Raw genomic sequence first — 16,865 nt, forward strand, 5'->3', positions numbered from 1 at the left:
CCGGCCGCGGCTCTCCGCCGTCGAAAACCGGCCTGAAGCGATCCGTTGAGGGTGGCGGCTGGGAGACGCGATGGCGTTCCCGTAACGTGGAGCGGCGTGAGCGCCGAGTTTGAAGCAGAGCTGAAGGACGTCGCCGGCACGCTGGCCCAGATCGAGTCCGTGATGGATCTGGACGCGTTGCGGGCGGATGTCGCCTCGCTGGAGGAGCAGGCGTCGAAGCCCGATCTCTGGGACAACCCGGAGGCCGCGCAGAAGATCACCAGCCAGCTCTCGCACAAGCAGAACGAGCTGCGCCGGGTCTCCGAGCTGCGTCAGCGGGTGGACGACCTCGGCGTGCTCTACGAGCTGGCCGAGGCCGAGGACGACACCGCCAGCAAGGCCGAGGCCGAGGCCGACCTGGCCAAGCTGCGGCAGGAGATCGCCGCCCTCGAGGTGCGCACCCTGCTCTCCGGTGAGTACGACGAGCGCAACGCCGTGGTGACCATCCGGTCCGAGGCCGGCGGCGTCGACGCGGCCGACTGGGCCGAGATGCTGCTGCGCATGTACCTGCGCTGGTCGGAACGGCACGACTACCCGACCGACGTGTACGACATCTCCTACGCCGAAGAGGCCGGGATCAAGTCCGCCACCTTCAAGGTGAGCGCCCCCTACGTCTACGGCACGCTCTCGGTCGAGCAGGGCACGCACCGGCTGGTGCGCATCTCCCCGTTCGACAACCAGGGCCGCCGCCAGACCTCCTTCGCCCACGTCGAGGTGCTGCCCGAGGTCGAGGAGGTCGACCACGTCGACATCCCGGAGAAGGACATCCGGGTCGACGTGTTCCGCTCGTCGGGCCCCGGCGGGCAGAGCGTGAACACCACCGACTCGGCCGTGCGCATCACGCACGGCCCGACCGGCATCGTGGTCTCCTGCCAGAACGAGAAGTCGCAGCTGCAGAACAAGGCGGCCGCGATGAAGGTGCTCCAGGCCAAGCTGCTGCAGCGGAAGAAGGAAGAGGAGCGCGCCGAGCTGAACGCGCTCAAGGACGGCGGCTCCAGCTGGGGCAACCAGATGCGCTCCTACGTGCTGCACCCGTACCAGATGGTCAAGGACCTGCGCACCGAGTTCGAGGTGGGCAACCCCAGCTCGGTGCTCGACGGCGACATCGACGGCTTCCTCGAAGCCGGCATCCGCTGGCGGAAGCAGACCGAGAACGCCTGAGCGCCGGGCGCCGCCCGGGAGGTGGCAACCTAGGCTTAACGGGTGACTGAGTAGGATGACGCACCGTGATCCGGCTCGAAGAGGTATCCAAGGTCTACAAGACGTCGACCCGCCCCGCCCTCGAACGGGTGTCCGTCGAGGTGGACAAGGGTGAGTTCGTCTTCCTGATCGGCCCGTCGGGGTCCGGCAAGTCGACGTTCCTCCGGCTGCTCCTCCGCGAGGAGGTGCCCTCCCAGGGCCGGGTGATGGTCTCCAACTTCGACGTGGCCAAGATGGCCCGGCGCCGGGTCCCCCGCCTGCGCCAGACCATCGGCTGTGTCTTCCAGGACTTCCGGCTGCTCACCAACAAGACCGTCGCGGAGAACGTGGCGTTCGCGCTCGAGGTGATCGGCAAGCCGAAGCAGACCATTCGCAAGGTGGTCCCCGAGGTGCTCGAGCTGGTCGGCCTGGAGGGCAAGGCGGACCGCCTGCCCAACGAACTGTCCGGTGGCGAGCAGCAGCGCGTGGCGATCGCCCGTGCCTTCGTCAACCGGCCGCTGGTGCTGCTGGCCGACGAGCCGACCGGGAACCTGGACCCCGACACCAGCCAGGACATCATGTTGCTGCTGGAGCGGATCAACCGCACCGGCACCACCGTGCTGATGGCCACCCACGACCACTCGATCGTCGACTCGATGCGCCGCCGCGTGGTGGAGCTGCAGCTCGGCCGGGTCGTGCGTGACGATGCCCGCGGGGTCTACGGCGTCGGTCGCTGACCGCCGTACCGCCGCACCCTTTCCGCCCCCTACCCCCAAGGGACAGCCACCCCGATGCGTGCCAGTTTTGTGTTCAGCGAGGTCGTCACCGGCTTGCGCCGGAACATCACGATGACCATCGCGATGGTCATCACCACGGCGGTTTCGCTCGCCATGCTGGGCGGCGGTCTGATGATCGTCCGGACCATCGACAAGATGCAGACGAACTACCAGGACGACGTCGAGGTCACCGTCTACTTCACCGACGACGTCAGTGCCAGCGACGCGAACTGTTCGCAGCAGCTGTGCTCCGGCCTGCGCACCGAGCTGGACAGCAGGCCCGGCGTGGACTCCGTGGTGTTCGAGAACCGGCAGGACGCCTTCGAGCGGTTCAAGCGGATCTTCGAGGGCCAGCCGGAACTGGTGGAGCTGGCGCGGCCCGAGTCGCTGCCGGCCTCGCTGCACATCAAGCTCGAGGATCCGAGCCGCAGTGACGTGATCGTGAAGGAGTACACCGGTCGTCCGGGGGTGGACAAGGTCGACGACCAGAACGTGTTCCTGGAGCGGTTCTTCAACGGGCTCAACGTGTTCCGGAACATCACCTTCGTGGTGGCGCTGTTGCAGGCCTTCGCCGCGCTGCTGCTGATCTCGAACACGATCCAGGTCTCCGCGTTCACCAGGCGCACCGAAGTCGGCATCATGCGACTGGTCGGCGCCACCCGCTGGTACACACAGCTGCCCTTCCTGTTGGAGGCGGTGGTCGCCGGCGTGGTCGGGGCGATCCTCGCGATCGTTTTCCTGCTGGTGGGCAAGCTGTTGTTCTTCGACACGCTGTTGTCATCGGCGGGCGGCATCATTCCACCGGTGAACACACTGGACGTGTTGGTGGTGGGACCGATCCTGGTCGGGGTGTCGATCCTGATCTCGGCCATCACCGGCTACGTCACGCTGCGTCTGTACGTGCGGCATTAATGCCGATGTCGTGCGGGTGAGAATCACGTAGAGTTGTCATCATGCCCAAAGAACGTGGTCACAAGGTGATCGTGTCGAACCGCAAGGCGCGACACGACTACTCCATCCTGGACACCTACGAGGCCGGTCTCGTGCTCGTCGGTACCGAGGTGAAGAGCCTGCGTGACGGCAAGGCCTCGCTGGCCGACGCGTTCGCCACGGTGGATGACGGCGAGGTGTGGCTGCGCAACGTCCACATCCCCGAGTACGTGCAGGGCACCTGGACCAACCACATGCCCCGCCGCACCCGGAAGCTGTTGCTGCACAAGGGCGAGATCGAGAAGCTGATCGGCAAGACCAAGGAGAGCGGGCTCAGCCTCGTTCCGCTGTCGATGTACTTCAAGGACGGCAAGGTCAAGGTCGAACTGGCGCTGGCGAAGGGCAAGAAGGCCTGGGACAAGCGCCAGGACCTGGCCAAGCGCGACGCCGATCGTGAGGTGCGCAAGGCGATGGGCCGCGCGCTGAAGGGCCGGTACTGAGCGCCGTCGGCCCGGAGTCCGATGCGGACGTTCCGGGCTGGGTGCGCTCGCTCGGCCTGCCGGGCCTGGTCGATCTCCACGTGCACTTCCTGCCGGAGCGGGTGATGGCGAAGGTCTGGTCGTACTTCGACCAGGCCGAGCGGCACTACGGCACACCGTGGCCGATCCACTACCGGCTGCCGGAGGACGAACGGCTGGCGGTGCTGCGCTCGCTCGGCGTGCTGAGGTTCGCGCCGCTGGTCTACCCGCACAAGCCGGGCATGGCCGAGTGGCTTTCGGAGTGGGCGCTGGAGTTCGGGGAGCGGGTGCCCGACGCGGTGCCCACCGCCACCCTGTACCCGGAACCGGCTGCCGCGTCCTATGTGGACTCCGCGGTGCGTGCCGGTGCGCGGTGCTTCAAGGCACACGTCCAGGTGGGTGCGTACGACCCGCGTGACGACCTGCTGGACAAGGCGTGGGGCACGCTGGCCGACGCCGGCGTGCCCGTTGTCGTCCACTGTGGACACGGTCCGCTGCGGGGCGCGCACACCGGGCTGGACGTGTTCGGCGCGGTGCTGAAGCGGCACCCGCGGCTGACCGCGGTGCTGGCCCACGCCGGGATGCCGGAGTACGAGGAAGCGCTGGAGCTGGTGCGCCGGTATCCGCGGGTGTACCTCGACACCACCATGGTCGGCGTTCCGTTCACCGAAGCGATGATGCCGAAACCGGCGGGCTGGGTGGCCAGCCTCGCCGGTCTCGGTGATCGGGTGGTGCTGGGCACCGACTTCCCGAACATCCCGTACTCCTACGCGACCCAGTTGCGGGCCGTCGCCTCATGGGCGGCTGCCGACGACCGGCTGGGGGAGCAGTTCCTGCGGCAGGTGCTGCACGACACCCCGGCGCGGCTGCTGGGCCTTGCGCGCCAGTAGCGGCTTGCCCGCCAGCAGGAAGGCCGCGGTGACCCCGAAGACCCAGGGGAGCGGACCGGCGAGCTGACCGCTGTCCGCCGGGGTGGTGAACCCGGTGGCGGCCAGGCCGAGCAGACCGCCCGAGGCGAGCAGGCCGGCCAGCACCAGCTGCGCGGTCGGCGCGATCGGACCGTCGGCGAGCTTGCGGACCTCGAAGCGGGCGAACACCCGGAGCAGTACGACCAGCACCAGCCCGGTCGCGGCCAGCCAGAGCGGCGCCGCCACCAGCCAGGCGAGGCTGCCGGGTTCCGGTGTGCGGTAACCGAAGCCGAGCACGGCGATACCGGCGACCACCACCAGCGCGGGCATGTGCCACAGGTACACGCTCATGAACCGCGGGCCGAGCCAGCGCAGCGCCGCGGCCACCGGCTTGCGCACGGCCCAGGCGTTGATCGCCGGGCGCAGCGCGAGCAGCAGGCCGATCTGCCCGACCGCCAGCGCGGCCAGCAGCACGCTCGGCGGGCTCATGTTCGACACCGGTGCGCCGGGCATGCCGATCATGCTCGCCGGGTACGGGCCGAACGCGACCATCAGCGCGGTGATCCCGAAACCGGCGGCCGACATGGTCAGCGCGCCACGCCTGCCGAGCGAGCCGAGACGGCCGTCGGCGTAGTGGAAACCGATCTGGTGCACGGCGAGCCAGACGAAGACCGCGTTGGCGTACCCGATCAGCCCGAAGTCGTTGAACCGCGCGACGTCGACCAGCACGCCGGCCACCGCCATCACCACCGGCACCCACAGGCCCCAGCGCCGGTGCGCGGCGGCCATCAGCGGGGTGGCGAGCACGGTCACCAGGTACACCGCGAGGAACCAGAGCAACTGCGCGGCGATCGCTCCGGCCACTTCCAGCGGTTGCTCGGGAATGCCGAAGGCACGCAGCAGTTCGGGCACGACGAGCCAGACCATGAACAGCGGCAGCGCGGGCAGCAGCAGCCGCTGCACGCGGGCGGCGAGCCAGGTGCGATCACTGGCGGCGGCGTTGAGCGACATCAGGTTCGCGGCGCCACCGGCGAAGAAGACCAGCGGCATCACCTGGGACAGCCAGGTGAACACCCACCAGCCGGGCGTGGCCAGCGCGTTGCCGGTGGCCAGCTGCCCGTCCGCGTACCCGAGTACCGGCATCAGCCAGTGCTGGCCGACCACACCGGCGATCGCGGCCGCGCGCACGACGTCGAGGAAGAGGTCCCGTTTCGGACGGGCTGTGCTCGTCTGCATGACTGAAGAGCCTGGTCAAAAAGGCCTTCGGGCACAGCGGGGCAAGCTGCCCTTTCCGGGTTCGGGTTTTCCTAGTTCTGGGGTGGGGCTGGCCCTACCTCGCCGGCCGGGCGGAGGCGGTACTCCCAGCCGTGCTCGGCGTTCCAGTCGAGTTCGTAGTGGGTTTCGATCTTCGGGCCGTCGTGCAGGTGCACGTGGCGCATCACGGTGCCGCGCACCGGCGCGGTGTCGCCGAATTCCTGGATCCGGCCGTCGAGTGGGCCGCCGAAGAAGCGGACGCACTCCTCAGGTCCTGCGGACAAAGCCGATCTCCTCCTCACCCGGCGACAGCGTCCGCTAATGGTAGGGGAGTGGATCCCCCGGTGCCGCCCTCAGACGGGTGAGCTTGGGCTACCAGACCGGACGCAACGTCACCGGGCGCCGGGTCGCCGCATCGCGCACGAAAGCGTGCAGATCCGCGCTGAGCTGCTCGATCCGGTCCTCGCCGATGAGTCCGGCCCAGTGCGCCTCGGCGGCGCGCGACAGGGCCACCACCCGTTCGATACACGCCCATCCGCGTGGTGCCAGTGAGATCAGGCGGCTTCGGCGGTCGACCGGGTGCGGGCGGCGCTGGAGGTAACCGCGCTTCTCGAGTTCTTCGGCGAGCTGGACGGCCGCCTGCTTGGTCACGCCGAGGTGTTCGCCGAGTTCGACCGCGGTGGCGCCGTCGGGGCGGTGGGAGAGGAACTGGAAGGCGAAGCCGTGTGCCGGGCGGACGTCGTCGAAGCCTTCGGCGGCGAGCTGTTCGTGGATGCCGTCCATGATCGCGCGGAAGGTGAGCGCGAGCAGGGCAGGCAGCTCTCCGACAGCCACGGCGGCCTCCTTCGAGATAGACAAGCAGCTTGACTAGTTGGTCAACCAGCTTTACCTTAATAGTCGTCAAGCAAGTTGACTACCTGGAGGTGGATGGATGACCGTGGCGAGACTGGCCGAGGCGCCCGAGTTCGCGCGTGGCGGGGTGCGGTTCCGGCCGCTGGGGGTGCCGAGCCGGGGCTCCGCCGAACTGGCCGTCTGGGCGCTGGAAGTCGCGCCCGGCGAGGTCGGCGAAGCGCACCGGGTGAGCAAGGAGGAGATTTTTGTGCTGCACGCGGGGGAGGTGACGTTCACGCTCGGCGGCGAGCCACACCAGCTGGCCCCCGGCGACGCGTTCATCCTGCCGCCGGATCAGGAGTTCAACCTGAGCAATCCGGGCAGCGAACCCGCGCACCTGACCGTGTGCACGTCGAGGGGGATCCAGGGGGTGCTGGCCACCGGCGAGCGGATCAGCCCGCCCTGGGCGCAGTAGGGCTCAGCCCCGTTCGAGATAGGTGAGCACCGCCCGCACCCGGCGGTGCTCCTCGGCGGAGACCTCCAGGCCGAGCTTCGCGAAGATGTTGCCGATGTGCTTCTCCACCGCGCCGTGCGAGACGACCAGCGTGTTCGCGATCGCGGTGTTCGACAGGCCCTGCGCCATCAGCCCGAGCACCTCCGACTCGCGCGCGGTGAGCGCGTCGAGGGGGTTCTTCCGCCCGCGGGCCATCAACTGGGCGATCACGTCGGGATCGATCGCCGTGCCACCAGCGGCGACCCGCCGGACGGCGTCGAGGAAGTCGGAGACGTCCGCGACGCGCTCCTTGAGCAGGTAACCGACTCCGCCGGCCCCGCCGGACAGCAGTTCCACCGCATAGCTTTCCTCCACGTACTGAGAAAGCACCAGCACCGGTAGTCCCGGTATGACCTCACGCGCGCCGAGCGCGGCCCGCAGTCCTTCGTCGGTGAAGGTCGGCGGCATGCGCACGTCGACGATCGCCAGTTGCGGGCGGTGCTCCTTGACCGCGACGAGCAGGTCGTCGCCGTTGTCCACGGCGGCCACCGTTTCGATGCCCTCGTCGGCGAGCAGCCGCTGGATCCCGGCTCGCAACAGCACCGCGTCCTCGGCGATGACGACACGCATAGTTCTTCAGGCTCCCCAGGTTCGGCCCGTCACCAAGTGCACGGCAGGTCCGAGCGGACCACCGTGGGCCCACCCGGCGGGCTGACGACGGTGATGACGCCGTCAATCGTGGCAGCCCGGTCGGCCAGTCCGGCGAGCCCACCCCCGCTGCGCACCTCGGCACCGCCGTGCCCGTTGTCGGTGATCTCGACGATCACCCTGTCCTCGGTGCGCCACACCTTCACCGCCGCCTGCGTGGCACCGGAGTGCTTGGCGATGTTGGTCAGCGTCTCGCCGACGATGAAGTACGCCGTGGTCTCCACCGCGGCGGGCGGCCGCGGCTGGACGTCCACCGAAACCTCCACCGGCACCGGCGACTTCGCCGCCTGCGCCGAAAGCGCCGCGTCGAGCCCGCGGTCGCCGAGCACGGCCGGGTAGATGCCGCGGGCCAGGTCCCGGAGTTCGGAGACGGCCAGCTTCGCGTCCGAATGCGCCTCGTCGATCAGGTCGCGGACGGCGTCGGGATCTTTGTTCAGCTTCGACTTCGCGCGGCCGAGACTCATCGCCACGGCCACCAGCCGCTGCTGCGCGCCGTCGTGCAGGTCGCGCTCGATCCGGCGGCGCTCGGCTTCGGCGGCGTCCACCCCGCGGGCCCGTGAGGCCTGCAGGTGCTGGGCCTTGGCGGCCAGCTGCTGGTTGCGCGGCGGGCCGAGCAGGGAGAGCGCGAGGCTGCCGTGCAGCCAGCCCACCCACGGCAGCACCCAGATCGCGATCGGGAAGAGCACGATGGCGGCCAGGCCGAGCGCGAACTCGACCACGCCGAGCGGCAGCGCCAGCATCAGGTAACCGAAGTCGCGCCAGGTGGTCTGGTCGGTCAGCCGGGTGCGCCAGCGCTGCAGCCAGGTGCCCTCCAGCGGCAGGCGATCGGCGTCGGGCAGGGGGGTGTTCAGCGTGGCCCGCACCCAGCGCCGTTCGACGTCGCCGAACCAGCGGGTCAGCCCGGTGGCCAGCACCAGCAGCGGGATGCCGATCCAGATCACCAGCGTGCCGATGCCGACCGTGGTCAGCACCACCAGCAGGACGAACTGGAACAGGCGCAGGGGGAAGCTGCCGATCATGAAGCCGATGGCCTTCGGCCAGAACGGCATCGGCTGCTCGAACGCGGGCCCCTCCTGGGACATCGCGGTTCCTCCCGGTTCGGTGGTGACGATCGTCATCCTGCCACCGTTGTCATCGCCGGGGCCGTGGGGAAAGGGGAACCGTCCTCCTCCATCCGCCGCGCCGGGCCCAGCAGTGCGGCGGCGAACCGGGCGTGCCCGGCGGCCATGGCCCTGGTCAGCGCCACCGATACGGCGATGAACAACACCCCCAGCGCGGCCCACGGCAGCGCCTCGACGGTGGAGTCCACGGTGATCCACCGCAGGTCGGCGTCGTAGGCGGGGAAGTAGTAGGCGCCGTCGGGCAGGTAGCGGAAGTAGATCGGCAGGCCGGCGAAGGCCAGGCTGACCGCCCAGAACGTGGTGACCAGGGTGAACTGGATGACACCGAGCGGGAAGAGCAGCAGGAAGTAGGCCAGGTCGCGCCAGGTGGCGCCGTCCTTCAGCCGCGCCTTCCAGCGCTCCTTCTGGCTGCCTTCCGGCAGGGCGCGGTAGGGCACCGGGATGTAGCTGTCGAGCATGGCGTACACCCGCGCCCGCTCCACCCTGGCGGCGCCGCGGGACAGCAGCACGGCCAGCGCGGCGATCGGCAGGCCCAGCCAGATGATGGCGGTGCTGACGCCGACGGTGAACATGGTGAGGAACAGGACGAAGGCGAAGATGCCGAGTGGCAGGTTCATCAGCAGGAAGCCCAGCGACCCCGCGAACGGCGGACGTGACCGGCTGCCGTCCTGCTCGATCTGTGCCGTAGTCATGGCGGGTTCCCTTCTGGCGATCGGTGCTCTTGCTGGTCACCAGCTTCGCCGGAAGGGGGTGGTCGCGGCCATGGTGCCCGCGGGCATCCGCGGGGTAGGGCCAGCCCCACCATGGAATACCGGGTTGCGGGGTCGCGTTATGATGGACAGGTTGATGGCAACGACCCACCAGGGGGTGAACGGTTTCGACTTTGGACGTCGATTCGAGGGAAGCGTGCCGGTGCAGGCGAGAGACCACCGTAAGCGTCATCGCAAACCAATAAGCGCCAAGGCCAATAGCCAGCGCGACTACGCCCTCGCCGCCTGAGCGAGCGCGTAGTCTGTCGGCCCGGGAGTGCCTCCGTCCCGGTCGCCGGCATCAGCTAGGAGGCTTACCGCCGGATCCGGCCACGGGATTCGGTTGGGAAGCAAACAGTGGCTGGGCCCGTCACATCGGCTTGTTCGCGTGACCGATGGGGCCGAGTAGAGGCAGAGCGGACTGCGCACGGAGAAGCCTTGTTGAGGCGCCAGAGGACCCGGGTTCAATTCCCGGCACCTCCACGTCGTCGGGGGCGAGTGCTCGCGGAGAGCGCTCGCCCCTCACTCGTGTTCGGAGTGTTTTCTGGGGGTGCAACCCCCAGACCCCGCCCGGAGGGCTCCGCCCCCGGACCCCCGCTTGGGGCTCCGCCCCTTGTCCCCGGTTGTGGTTCTCGGGGTTGCGGGTGGGGGGTGGGGTGTTCAGAATTGGGGGATGTTCAGCGAGCGTGAACACGCTGATTTTTTGAACGAGGGCTCTGTGCTCGCGACGGTTCGTCGGCGATTGGCGGAGCTCGGGCTTCGTGGCGAGTTCGGGGCCGCTGACGACGAGGTGGATGCCGTTCTGCGCCTCACGGCCGGCAGCGGTGCGGCCCGGACCTACGGTGTGCAGGTCAAGCAACGATTGACCGCGGAGCTGGCGACGGCGGTGCACGTGCCTCCGTCCCTCCCCGCGCTCGTGGTCGCGCCCTCGATCAGCGAGCCGGTGGCCGATCGATTGCGCGCACGCGGCATCGACTACGTGGACACGGCGGGCAACGCCCGCCTCGCCTGGGGCGACGTGCTCATCGACATCCGAGGACGTCGCAAGCCCACCGTTCACCTCGCCAAGACCTCTTCGCGAGGCAGCCGGGCCTTCGGCAAAGCCGGTCTCAAGGTCGGGTTCGTCCTGCTCAGCTGGCCCGACATGGCCTCGGAACCACTTCGGGGCCTGGCCGCCGCGAGCGGCGTTTCGCTGGGCACGGCCCAGATGGCCGTCGACGAACTCACCGCGGCGGGCTACCTGTACGAGTCGGCGGGTGGACGGCGGCTGGCCAGGGGCGGGGAACTGCTCAACCGGTGGTCGGAGGCGTACTCGATCACGTTGGGGCCGTCACTGGTGCTCGGCGAGTTCTCCGCCGGTGACCTTTCGTGGTGGCCGAATTCGGCACACGAGTTGCGGGAAGCCGGTGCGCTGGTGGGGGGTGAGGCCGCGGCGAGCCTCATCGATCCGCGCCTCCGCCCCTCCACCCTCACCCTCTACGTCGAGAAGACCCCACTCTCGCTGATCGGCAGGCACCGCATGACCCGCGCCGAGGGGACCGGCAACGTCCACCTCCGGCAGCGGTTCTGGCAGGTGACCGAGGAGGACTCGGGAAGCGTGCCGCCGACGCTGATCTACGCCGACCTGCTGGCGTCGGGGGACCCGCGCCAGCGTGAACACGGAGACCGCATCCGGGCCAGTGATGATCGACTTACGCGACTCGACCGAACCTGACCTCCTCCTCGCCGCGCGGGTGCTGGCGCGCATCGACGCCGCTGCCCGAGAGGCCGGCGTCGACTACCTGGTGGTCGGTGCCACTGCGCGCACGATCCTGTCGATCGGGCTGGTGGGACGCCCGCCGGAGCGGAGGACGCGGGATATCGACATCGCCGCGGCGGTGGATTCGTGGACCGACTTCGAGCAACTGGCGGAAAAGTTCGAACGGCACGGTCGTGGCGTGCACGCGTTCCTCGTCGAAGGCGTCGAGGTCGATGTCCTGCCCTACGGCGGAATCGAGAGCGAGGACCGCACTGTTCTCTGGCCCGACGACCACCGGATGAACGTCCGCGGCTTGAGCGAGGCGGTCGAATCGGCCGAGGCCGTACTCCTGCCGGGAGGGCTCGTCATCCGGGTGCCTTCGGTTCCGGCGCTGGCGCTACTCAAACTGCTGACGTGGTGGGATCGCCGCTACGACACCACGCGTGACGCCATCGACCTCGCGACGATGATCGACTGGTACTCCTCGGGGGAGTACTTCGAACGCCTGTATGACGAGGAAATGGCGGTTCTCGCCCGGCACGACTTCGATCACGAGCTGGCCGGCGCCTGGCTGTTGGGTTCACACCTGCCAGGCCTGCTCGATGAGGAGGGCGTCGCGGCCTTGCTTCGCATCGTCGAAGACGAGGAAGTGCTGGCCAAGCTCGCCAACGACACCCGTGTCCTTCGCGGGCAGGTCCTCGTGCGGGCGATGGGAGAGGGCATTCGCGAGGCCGCGCGTTCCTCCTCGTGACAAAGTTCGGGCCAAGTATTGGAATGGAGCGTTCCGTTCTGCTAGAGTCGAGGTAACAGAACAGAGCGTTCCGGTCCCGCGAGAGAGGTAAGGTCATGGAGTTCAAGTTGGAGTTGGTGCAGGTTCCGGTGTCGGATGTGGATCGGGCGAAGGCGTTTTACGTGGATCAGGTCGGCTTCGTGGCGGATCATGATCACCGCGTGAGTGATGAGCTGCGGTTCGTCCAGCTGACCCCGCCGGGGTCGGCGTGTTCCATCGCGATCGGCACCGGGCTCACCGAGGCGCCGGCCGGGTCGCAGCCTGGGCTCCAGTTGGTGGTCTCCGACATCCAGGCCGCGCGCGCCGAGTTGGTTGGCCGCGGTGTCGACGTGAGCGAAGTCCAGGATCTGCCGGGCGGTCCGTTTGTCTTCTTCAGTGACCCCGACGGCAACAAGTGGTCCGTCCAGGAGATCTCACGGCCTGGCTAACCCGTCCGGCCAGACGACGGTGACCGGGCGGTTCAGGCGGTGCGCATGGGCGACGACGTCAGCCGTGCCGCCTGTGCCGCGTGCCGGGCTTCCGTCCCAGACGGCGACCAGCAGGTCGCTGTGCTCCACCACAAATCGCCCGGCTTCGTCGAAGGCGGCGTCGGAGGCGTGGTGGTGGTCGAGGGTCACCGCGCTCTTGGCCGCGGCGCGCAGCCGGAGGTAGGTGTCGCGCGCCGCGCCGCTGAACGTGGTGGCGTAGTCGTGCGACGGGATGACCGCGAAGAGCGTGCCGCCCGAGCGCAGCAGTAGTTCGGCGAACAGCTGGTCGGCGCCCTTGGCCAGGCTGCTCAGCCCGATCACCGGCGCCGCCGCCTGCGTCAGCACCGCGTCGATCCGTTCCAGCGCGTGCACCCTGGCCGCGCTGGGCAGCTCCTGGTGGCCGGTGATTCCGATGACCGTCATAACGCGCTGAAAGCCGTTCGTGCCGGTCAGATCGTTACGGTCGTGCCGGGACCGTTATTCGTGAGCCGGGCGGAAACCCCGTAGGCGCAGGCTGTTCGTCACCACAAAAACGGAGCTGAGCGCCATCGCGGCTCCGGCGATCATCGGGTTCAGCAGGCCCGCCGCGGCCAGCGGCAGCGCCGCCACGTTGTAGGCGAAGGCCCAGAACAGGTTGCCCTTGATCGTGCCGAGCGTGCGCCGCGACAACCGGATGGCGTCGACCGCGGCGCGCAGGTCGCCGCGCACCAGGGTCAGGTCGCTCGCTTCGATCGCCACGTCCGTGCCGGTGCCCATGGCCAGGCCCAGATCGGCCTTCGCCAGCGCGGCCGCGTCGTTGACCCCGTCGCCGACCATCGCGACCACCTTGCCCTCGCCCTGCAGCCGCGCGATCACGTCGGCCTTGTCGCGGGGGAGCACCTCGGCGATCACCTCGGAAATCCCGACCTCGGCGGCGACCGCCTTTGCCACGGCCTCGTTGTCACCGGTCAGCAGCACCGGCGTCAGCCCGAGCCGCTTCAGGCTCGCGATCGCCTCGGCCGACGTCGGCTTCACCGTGTCGGCGACGGTCAGCACCGCGCGCGCCTGCCCGTCCCAGCCGACCGCCACCGCGGTCTGACCGAGCTTTTCCGCTTCCGCCTTGGCCGTGGCGAGCGAGGACGGCAGGTGCAGGCTCCACTGCTCCAGCAGCGCCACCCGGCCCGCAACCACCGCGTGCCCGTCGACCGTGCCCCGCACGCCGAGCCCGTCGACCGAGGTGAAGTCCTCGGCCATCGGCAGCTTGCCGATGCGCTCCTTGGCGCTCCGCGCGATGGCCTTGGCGATGGGGTGCTCCGAAGCGTCTTCGAGCGCACCGGCCAGGCGCAGCGCTTCCTCCGCGGTGGTGCCTTCGGCCAGGTGGACGTCCACCAGCGACATCTGGCCGGTGGTCACCGTGCCGGTTTTGTCCAGTACGACGGTGTCCACCTCGCGCGTCGACTCCAGCACTTCCGGCCCCTTGATCAGGATGCCGAGCTGGGCCCCGCGACCGGTGCCGACCAGCAGCGCGGTCGGCGTGGCCAGGCCAAGCGCGCACGGGCAGGCGATGATCAGCACGGCCACCGCCGCGGTGAACGCGCCCGAAGCCGAAGCGCCGGCCCCGAGCCAGAAGAACAGCGTGCCCACCGCGAGCGCGATGACCACCGGCACAAAAACGGCGGAGATCCGGTCGGCGAGGCGTTGCGCGGCGGCCTTGCCGTTCTGCGCGTCCTCGACCAGCTTCGCCATCTGCGCGAGCTGCGTGTCCGAACCGACTCGTGTGGCCCGCACGACCAGACGCCCACCGGCGTTCACGCAACCGCCGGTGACCGTGTCGCCGGTACCGACCTCGACCGGCACGGACTCACCGGTCAGCATGCTCGCGTCGATCGCCGAACTGCCTTCGACGACCACGCCGTCGGTGGCGATCTTCTCGCCCGGCCGCACCACGAACCGGTCGCCGACGGCGAGTTCGCCGATCGGGATGCGCTGCTCGCCGTCCCCGCGCAGTACTTCGACATCCTTCGCGCCCAGCTCCAGCAACGAGCGCAGGGCCGCACCCGCCCGCCGCTTCGACCGTGCCTCGAAGTACCGGCCGGCCAGGATGAACGTGGTGACCCCGGCGGCGACTTCGAGATAGATGTTGCCGTCACCGCTGGTGCGCTCGACGGTGAATTCGAACGGGTGCGTCATTCCCGGGGCGCCCGCGGTGCCGAACAGCAGCGCGTACAGCGACCAGGCGAACGCGGCGAGCGTGCCGATCGAGATCAGCGTGTCCATGGTGGCCGCGCCGTGGCGCAGGTTCACCCAGGTCGCCCGGTGGAACGGCCACGCCGCCCACACCAGCACCGGCGCGGCGAGGGTGAGCGAGATCCACTGCCAGTACTCGAACTGGATGGCCGGGATCATCGCCAGCGCGATCACCGGCACGGACAGCACGGCCGCGCCGATCAGCCGGTCACGCAGGGGACGGGTCGGATCGTCCACTTCGGACTCGGCAGGCTCGGGTTCGGTACGCGGCACGGTGGCCGCGTAGCCGGCCGCCTCCACCTGCTCGATCAGCGCGGTCGGTGCCAGCTCGGCCGGATAGCTGACTTTCGCCTTCTCCGTCGCGTAGTTGACCGTCGCGGTGACGCCGTCCATCTTGTTGAGCTTGCGCTCGATGCGGGCGGCACACGAGGCGCAGGTCATGCCGGTGATCGCCAGCTCGACCTCGCTGGTGAGGCGTTCGCGCGTTTCGGCACTCATGTCGCGTCCTTACTGCGTCAGCCGTGGGAATGGCCGTCGTCGCCGGATGGCGCCGGTGCCGCCGGGGCGGTGCCGTGCGCTTCGACGGTGAACTCGGCCGTGCGGACCTTGCCGCCGTGCTGGAAGTCCAGGAACAGGCGGTAGGTGCCGGGGGAGGGCACTTCGGTGTGGAAGTCGATGGACGGCCCGGGTGCCGCGCTCTCGTCCGGGTGGACGTGCAGGTAGGCGAGATCACCACCGCGCAACGCGACCAGGTGGCCGTAGGCGCCGAGGTAGGGCTCCAGATCGGTGACCTCGCGGCCGTCCTTGGTCACGGTCAGCCGCACCTTCGACGACCGCCCGGCCACCAGGTCGCCGTCCAGCCGCACCCGGTAACCGTCCACTTCGGACTCGACGGCGGGCGGGTACCAGGACGGCTGGTAGTCACCCGGCGCGGACAGGTCGGCGCCGAGCGTGGTGGCCTGCCCGCCGGTCGGCTTGAAGTCGGCGTACATCCGGTAGCTGCCCGCGCGCGGCAGGCCGAGCTGGATCCACCAGGTGCCGTCCGCGGCGAGCTGCGGGTGGAGGTGCTGGAAGCCCGCGGTGTCGCGGCGCACCAGGATCAGGTGCAGGCGCTTCTCGTGCTCCACGTCGAAGGCGGTGACCGGCGCGCCGCCGGGGCCGAGGATGCGGAAGGTGAACGGCTGGGTGGTGCCGGTCGGCAGGGTGGTGGTGGACGGCACCAGGGTGTAACCGTTGAGCGAGCTGGCCAGCCCGCCGGGCAGCTCGGTGGCCGCTCCGGCGGGCTGGGCCGCTTCGTGCGTGTCCGAGTGCTCCGCCGCCGGTGCTTCCGCGGCGTCGATCGGCCCGGCGGCCCCGCCCACGGCCCAGGCGCCCCCGGCGACCAGGACGAGCGCCGCGCCGTACGCGGAGAGCTTCGCGGCGGTGTTCATCAGCTCGCGACCGCGTACCCGGCCTCGTCGACGGCCGCGTGCACGTCGGCGTCGTCGATGGCGCTCTCGCTGGTGACGGTGACCGCACCGCCGGCGAGGTCCACGTCGACCTTGGTCACGCCGCTGATCTTGGCGACCTCTTCGGTCACCGACCGGGCGCAGTGCTCACAGGTCATCCCGGTCACCGCGTAGGTCGTCTCGGTCATCTTCGTGCGTCCTTTCCGGTGGGTGTGCGCTCGTCCCCGAATTTATACCCTTGGGGGGTACCGTGTCCAACCGGGTCCGCTCACCGGGAAAAACGAAGGGCCCCGCCACCGTGTCCGGTGCGGGGCCCTGCCGGCACCGGTCAGGAGCGCACGAGCCGCGCGATCGCCTCGGAGGCCTCCTTGACCTTCGCCTCGGCCTCCTTGCCGCCCGCCGCGGCCGCGTCCACCACGCAGGTGGAGAGGTGCTCGTCGAGCAGTTCGAGGGAGAACGCCTGCAGCGCCTTCGTCGCGGCGGAGACCTGGGTGAGGATGTCGATGCAGTACTTGTCCTGCTCGACCATCCGCTGCAACCCGCGGATCTGGCCCTCCACCCGGCGCAGCCGCTTGAGGTACGCCTCCTTGTCGCCGCTGTAGCTGGCCATGTCGCACCCCTTACCTCGATCGTGTCGTCCGGACCATGGTACCCAACCCGGGTATGGGCAGGCAGCCGCCGAGCGGGCGG

The 16,865-nt window shown here is 69.4% G+C and carries 20 protein-coding genes and 1 other RNA gene; 10 read left to right on the forward strand and 11 right to left on the reverse strand.

From position 1 onward, the window contains the following. Positions 1-96: 96 nt before the first annotated feature. The 5 genes from prfB (at position 97) to YIM_RS06745 (ending at position 4,332) form a co-directional block, all read left to right on the forward strand. On the forward strand, positions 97-1,200 hold the full coding sequence (prfB, locus tag YIM_RS06725) for a peptide chain release factor 2 (protein ID WP_153029505.1): 1,104 nt from the start codon (positions 97-99) through the stop codon (positions 1,198-1,200). Positions 1,201-1,265: 65 nt separating this feature from the next. Next, positions 1,266-1,955, forward strand: coding sequence for a cell division ATP-binding protein FtsE (ftsE, locus tag YIM_RS06730; RefSeq protein ID WP_153029506.1), 690 nt, complete (start codon positions 1,266-1,268; stop codon positions 1,953-1,955). 54 nt (positions 1,956-2,009) lie between these two features. Beyond that, entirely contained in the window at positions 2,010-2,906 is an 897-nt protein-coding gene (ftsX, locus tag YIM_RS06735) for a permease-like cell division protein FtsX (RefSeq protein WP_153029507.1), read from the forward strand. A 41-nt stretch (positions 2,907-2,947) separates the two neighbouring features. Then, on the forward strand, positions 2,948-3,424 hold the full coding sequence (gene smpB / locus YIM_RS06740; protein ID WP_153029508.1) for an SsrA-binding protein SmpB: 477 nt from the start codon (positions 2,948-2,950) through the stop codon (positions 3,422-3,424). A 41-nt stretch (positions 3,425-3,465) separates the two neighbouring features. Beyond that, the gene (locus YIM_RS06745) at positions 3,466-4,332 is read left to right on the forward strand and encodes an amidohydrolase family protein (protein WP_228004585.1); all 867 of its coding nucleotides are present in this window, start codon (positions 3,466-3,468) and stop codon (positions 4,330-4,332) included. Here YIM_RS06745 and YIM_RS06750 read toward each other — a convergent pair. The 3 genes from YIM_RS06750 to YIM_RS06760 all read right to left on the reverse strand — a co-directional run bounded on the left by YIM_RS06750 (position 4,237) and on the right by YIM_RS06760 (position 6,438). Beyond that, positions 4,237-5,586, reverse strand: a complete 1,350-nt coding sequence (locus YIM_RS06750; RefSeq protein ID WP_153029510.1) for an acyltransferase — start codon at positions 5,584-5,586, stop codon at positions 4,237-4,239. The two genes, YIM_RS06745 and YIM_RS06750, sit on opposite strands and share 96 nt — an antisense overlap. Before the next feature lie 71 nt (positions 5,587-5,657). After that, entirely contained in the window at positions 5,658-5,888 is a 231-nt protein-coding gene (locus tag YIM_RS06755; protein ID WP_153029511.1) for a hypothetical protein, read from the reverse strand. A gap of 88 nt (positions 5,889-5,976) precedes the next feature. Continuing rightward, positions 5,977-6,438: a MarR family winged helix-turn-helix transcriptional regulator gene (locus YIM_RS06760; protein WP_153029512.1), complete on the reverse strand. Its 462-nt coding sequence runs from the start codon at positions 6,436-6,438 to the stop codon at positions 5,977-5,979. A gap of 97 nt (positions 6,439-6,535) precedes the next feature. Between YIM_RS06760 and YIM_RS06765 the strand changes: the two genes are divergently transcribed. Next, positions 6,536-6,910: a cupin domain-containing protein gene (locus YIM_RS06765; RefSeq protein WP_153029513.1), complete on the forward strand. Its 375-nt coding sequence runs from the start codon at positions 6,536-6,538 to the stop codon at positions 6,908-6,910. A 3-nt stretch (positions 6,911-6,913) separates the two neighbouring features. Here the strand turns inward: YIM_RS06765 and YIM_RS06770 are convergent, their stop codons facing one another. The 3 genes from YIM_RS06770 to YIM_RS06780 form a co-directional block, all read right to left on the reverse strand. Beyond that, positions 6,914-7,558, reverse strand: coding sequence for a response regulator transcription factor (locus YIM_RS06770; protein WP_153029514.1), 645 nt, complete (start codon positions 7,556-7,558; stop codon positions 6,914-6,916). 29 nt (positions 7,559-7,587) lie between these two features. After that, a complete protein-coding gene (locus YIM_RS06775; protein ID WP_370469013.1) occupies positions 7,588-8,685 on the reverse strand; it encodes a sensor histidine kinase in 1,098 nt (365 codons plus the stop codon). Between the two features lie 65 nt (positions 8,686-8,750). Continuing rightward, positions 8,751-9,449: a sensor domain-containing protein gene (locus YIM_RS06780; protein ID WP_153029515.1), complete on the reverse strand. Its 699-nt coding sequence runs from the start codon at positions 9,447-9,449 to the stop codon at positions 8,751-8,753. Between the two features lie 171 nt (positions 9,450-9,620). Between YIM_RS06780 and ssrA the strand changes: the two genes are divergently transcribed. The 4 genes from ssrA to YIM_RS06800 all read left to right on the forward strand — a co-directional run bounded on the left by ssrA (position 9,621) and on the right by YIM_RS06800 (position 12,462). Further along, positions 9,621-9,992: a transfer-messenger RNA gene (ssrA, locus tag YIM_RS06785) on the forward strand. Positions 9,993-10,248: 256 nt separating this feature from the next. Next, positions 10,249-11,220 (forward strand): type IV toxin-antitoxin system AbiEi family antitoxin, encoded by a 972-nt coding sequence (locus YIM_RS06790; protein ID WP_194240063.1) that lies wholly within the window; start codon positions 10,249-10,251, stop codon positions 11,218-11,220. Then, a complete protein-coding gene (locus tag YIM_RS06795; protein ID WP_153029517.1) occupies positions 11,159-11,995 on the forward strand; it encodes a nucleotidyl transferase AbiEii/AbiGii toxin family protein in 837 nt (278 codons plus the stop codon). The genes YIM_RS06790 and YIM_RS06795 overlap by 62 nt, the downstream gene beginning before the upstream one ends. A gap of 95 nt (positions 11,996-12,090) precedes the next feature. Continuing rightward, the gene (locus YIM_RS06800; protein ID WP_153029518.1) at positions 12,091-12,462 is read left to right on the forward strand and encodes a glyoxalase superfamily protein; all 372 of its coding nucleotides are present in this window, start codon (positions 12,091-12,093) and stop codon (positions 12,460-12,462) included. On the opposite strand, the gene YIM_RS06805 is transcribed toward YIM_RS06800, so the two are convergent. The 5 genes from YIM_RS06805 to YIM_RS06825 form a co-directional block, all read right to left on the reverse strand. Next, a complete protein-coding gene (locus YIM_RS06805; protein ID WP_153029519.1) occupies positions 12,448-12,924 on the reverse strand; it encodes a hypothetical protein in 477 nt (158 codons plus the stop codon). The genes YIM_RS06800 and YIM_RS06805 overlap by 15 nt on opposite strands. A gap of 54 nt (positions 12,925-12,978) precedes the next feature. Further along, positions 12,979-15,225 (reverse strand): cation-translocating P-type ATPase, encoded by a 2,247-nt coding sequence (locus YIM_RS06810; protein ID WP_153029520.1) that lies wholly within the window; start codon positions 15,223-15,225, stop codon positions 12,979-12,981. Between the two features lie 17 nt (positions 15,226-15,242). Further along, positions 15,243-16,157 carry a hypothetical protein gene (locus YIM_RS06815; protein ID WP_153029521.1) on the reverse strand — a complete coding sequence of 305 codons (915 nt, stop codon included), beginning with the start codon at positions 16,155-16,157 and terminating at the stop codon, positions 15,243-15,245. After that, positions 16,157-16,363, reverse strand: a complete 207-nt coding sequence (locus YIM_RS06820) for a heavy-metal-associated domain-containing protein (RefSeq protein WP_153029522.1) — start codon at positions 16,361-16,363, stop codon at positions 16,157-16,159. The genes YIM_RS06815 and YIM_RS06820 overlap by 1 nt, the downstream gene beginning before the upstream one ends. Before the next feature lie 140 nt (positions 16,364-16,503). Further along, positions 16,504-16,785 carry a metal-sensitive transcriptional regulator gene (locus YIM_RS06825; protein WP_153029523.1) on the reverse strand — a complete coding sequence of 94 codons (282 nt, stop codon included), beginning with the start codon at positions 16,783-16,785 and terminating at the stop codon, positions 16,504-16,506. Positions 16,786-16,865 lie beyond the last annotated feature (80 nt).

Origin of the sequence: Amycolatopsis sp. YIM 10 (assembly GCF_009429145.1) — a bacterium.
Classification (GTDB): domain Bacteria; phylum Actinomycetota; class Actinomycetes; order Mycobacteriales; family Pseudonocardiaceae; genus Amycolatopsis.

What these genes read in the sequence shown, in the direction of transcription:
- ftsX (WP_153029507.1), top strand. Translation starts at nt 2,010, where the DNA reads ATGCGTGCCAGTTTTGTGTTCAGCGAGGTCGTCACCGGCTTGCGCCGG.
- smpB (WP_153029508.1), top strand. Translation starts at nt 2,948, where the DNA reads ATGCCCAAAGAACGTGGTCACAAGGTGATCGTGTCGAACCGCAAGGCG.
- YIM_RS06750 (WP_153029510.1), bottom strand. Translation starts at nt 5,586, where the DNA reads ATGCAGACGAGCACAGCCCGTCCGAAACGGGACCTCTTCCTCGACGTC.
- YIM_RS06765 (WP_153029513.1), top strand. Translation starts at nt 6,536, where the DNA reads ATGACCGTGGCGAGACTGGCCGAGGCGCCCGAGTTCGCGCGTGGCGGG.
- YIM_RS06770 (WP_153029514.1), bottom strand. Translation starts at nt 7,558, where the DNA reads ATGCGTGTCGTCATCGCCGAGGACGCGGTGCTGTTGCGAGCCGGGATC.
- YIM_RS06775 (WP_370469013.1), bottom strand. Translation starts at nt 8,685, where the DNA reads ATGCCGTTCTGGCCGAAGGCCATCGGCTTCATGATCGGCAGCTTCCCC.
- YIM_RS06780 (WP_153029515.1), bottom strand. Translation starts at nt 9,449, where the DNA reads ATGACTACGGCACAGATCGAGCAGGACGGCAGCCGGTCACGTCCGCCG.
- YIM_RS06800 (WP_153029518.1), top strand. Translation starts at nt 12,091, where the DNA reads ATGGAGTTCAAGTTGGAGTTGGTGCAGGTTCCGGTGTCGGATGTGGAT.
- YIM_RS06805 (WP_153029519.1), bottom strand. Translation starts at nt 12,924, where the DNA reads ATGACGGTCATCGGAATCACCGGCCACCAGGAGCTGCCCAGCGCGGCC.
- YIM_RS06810 (WP_153029520.1), bottom strand. Translation starts at nt 15,225, where the DNA reads ATGAGTGCCGAAACGCGCGAACGCCTCACCAGCGAGGTCGAGCTGGCG.
- YIM_RS06815 (WP_153029521.1), bottom strand. Translation starts at nt 16,157, where the DNA reads ATGAACACCGCCGCGAAGCTCTCCGCGTACGGCGCGGCGCTCGTCCTG.
- YIM_RS06820 (WP_153029522.1), bottom strand. Translation starts at nt 16,363, where the DNA reads ATGACCGAGACGACCTACGCGGTGACCGGGATGACCTGTGAGCACTGC.
- YIM_RS06825 (WP_153029523.1), bottom strand. Translation starts at nt 16,785, where the DNA reads ATGGCCAGCTACAGCGGCGACAAGGAGGCGTACCTCAAGCGGCTGCGC.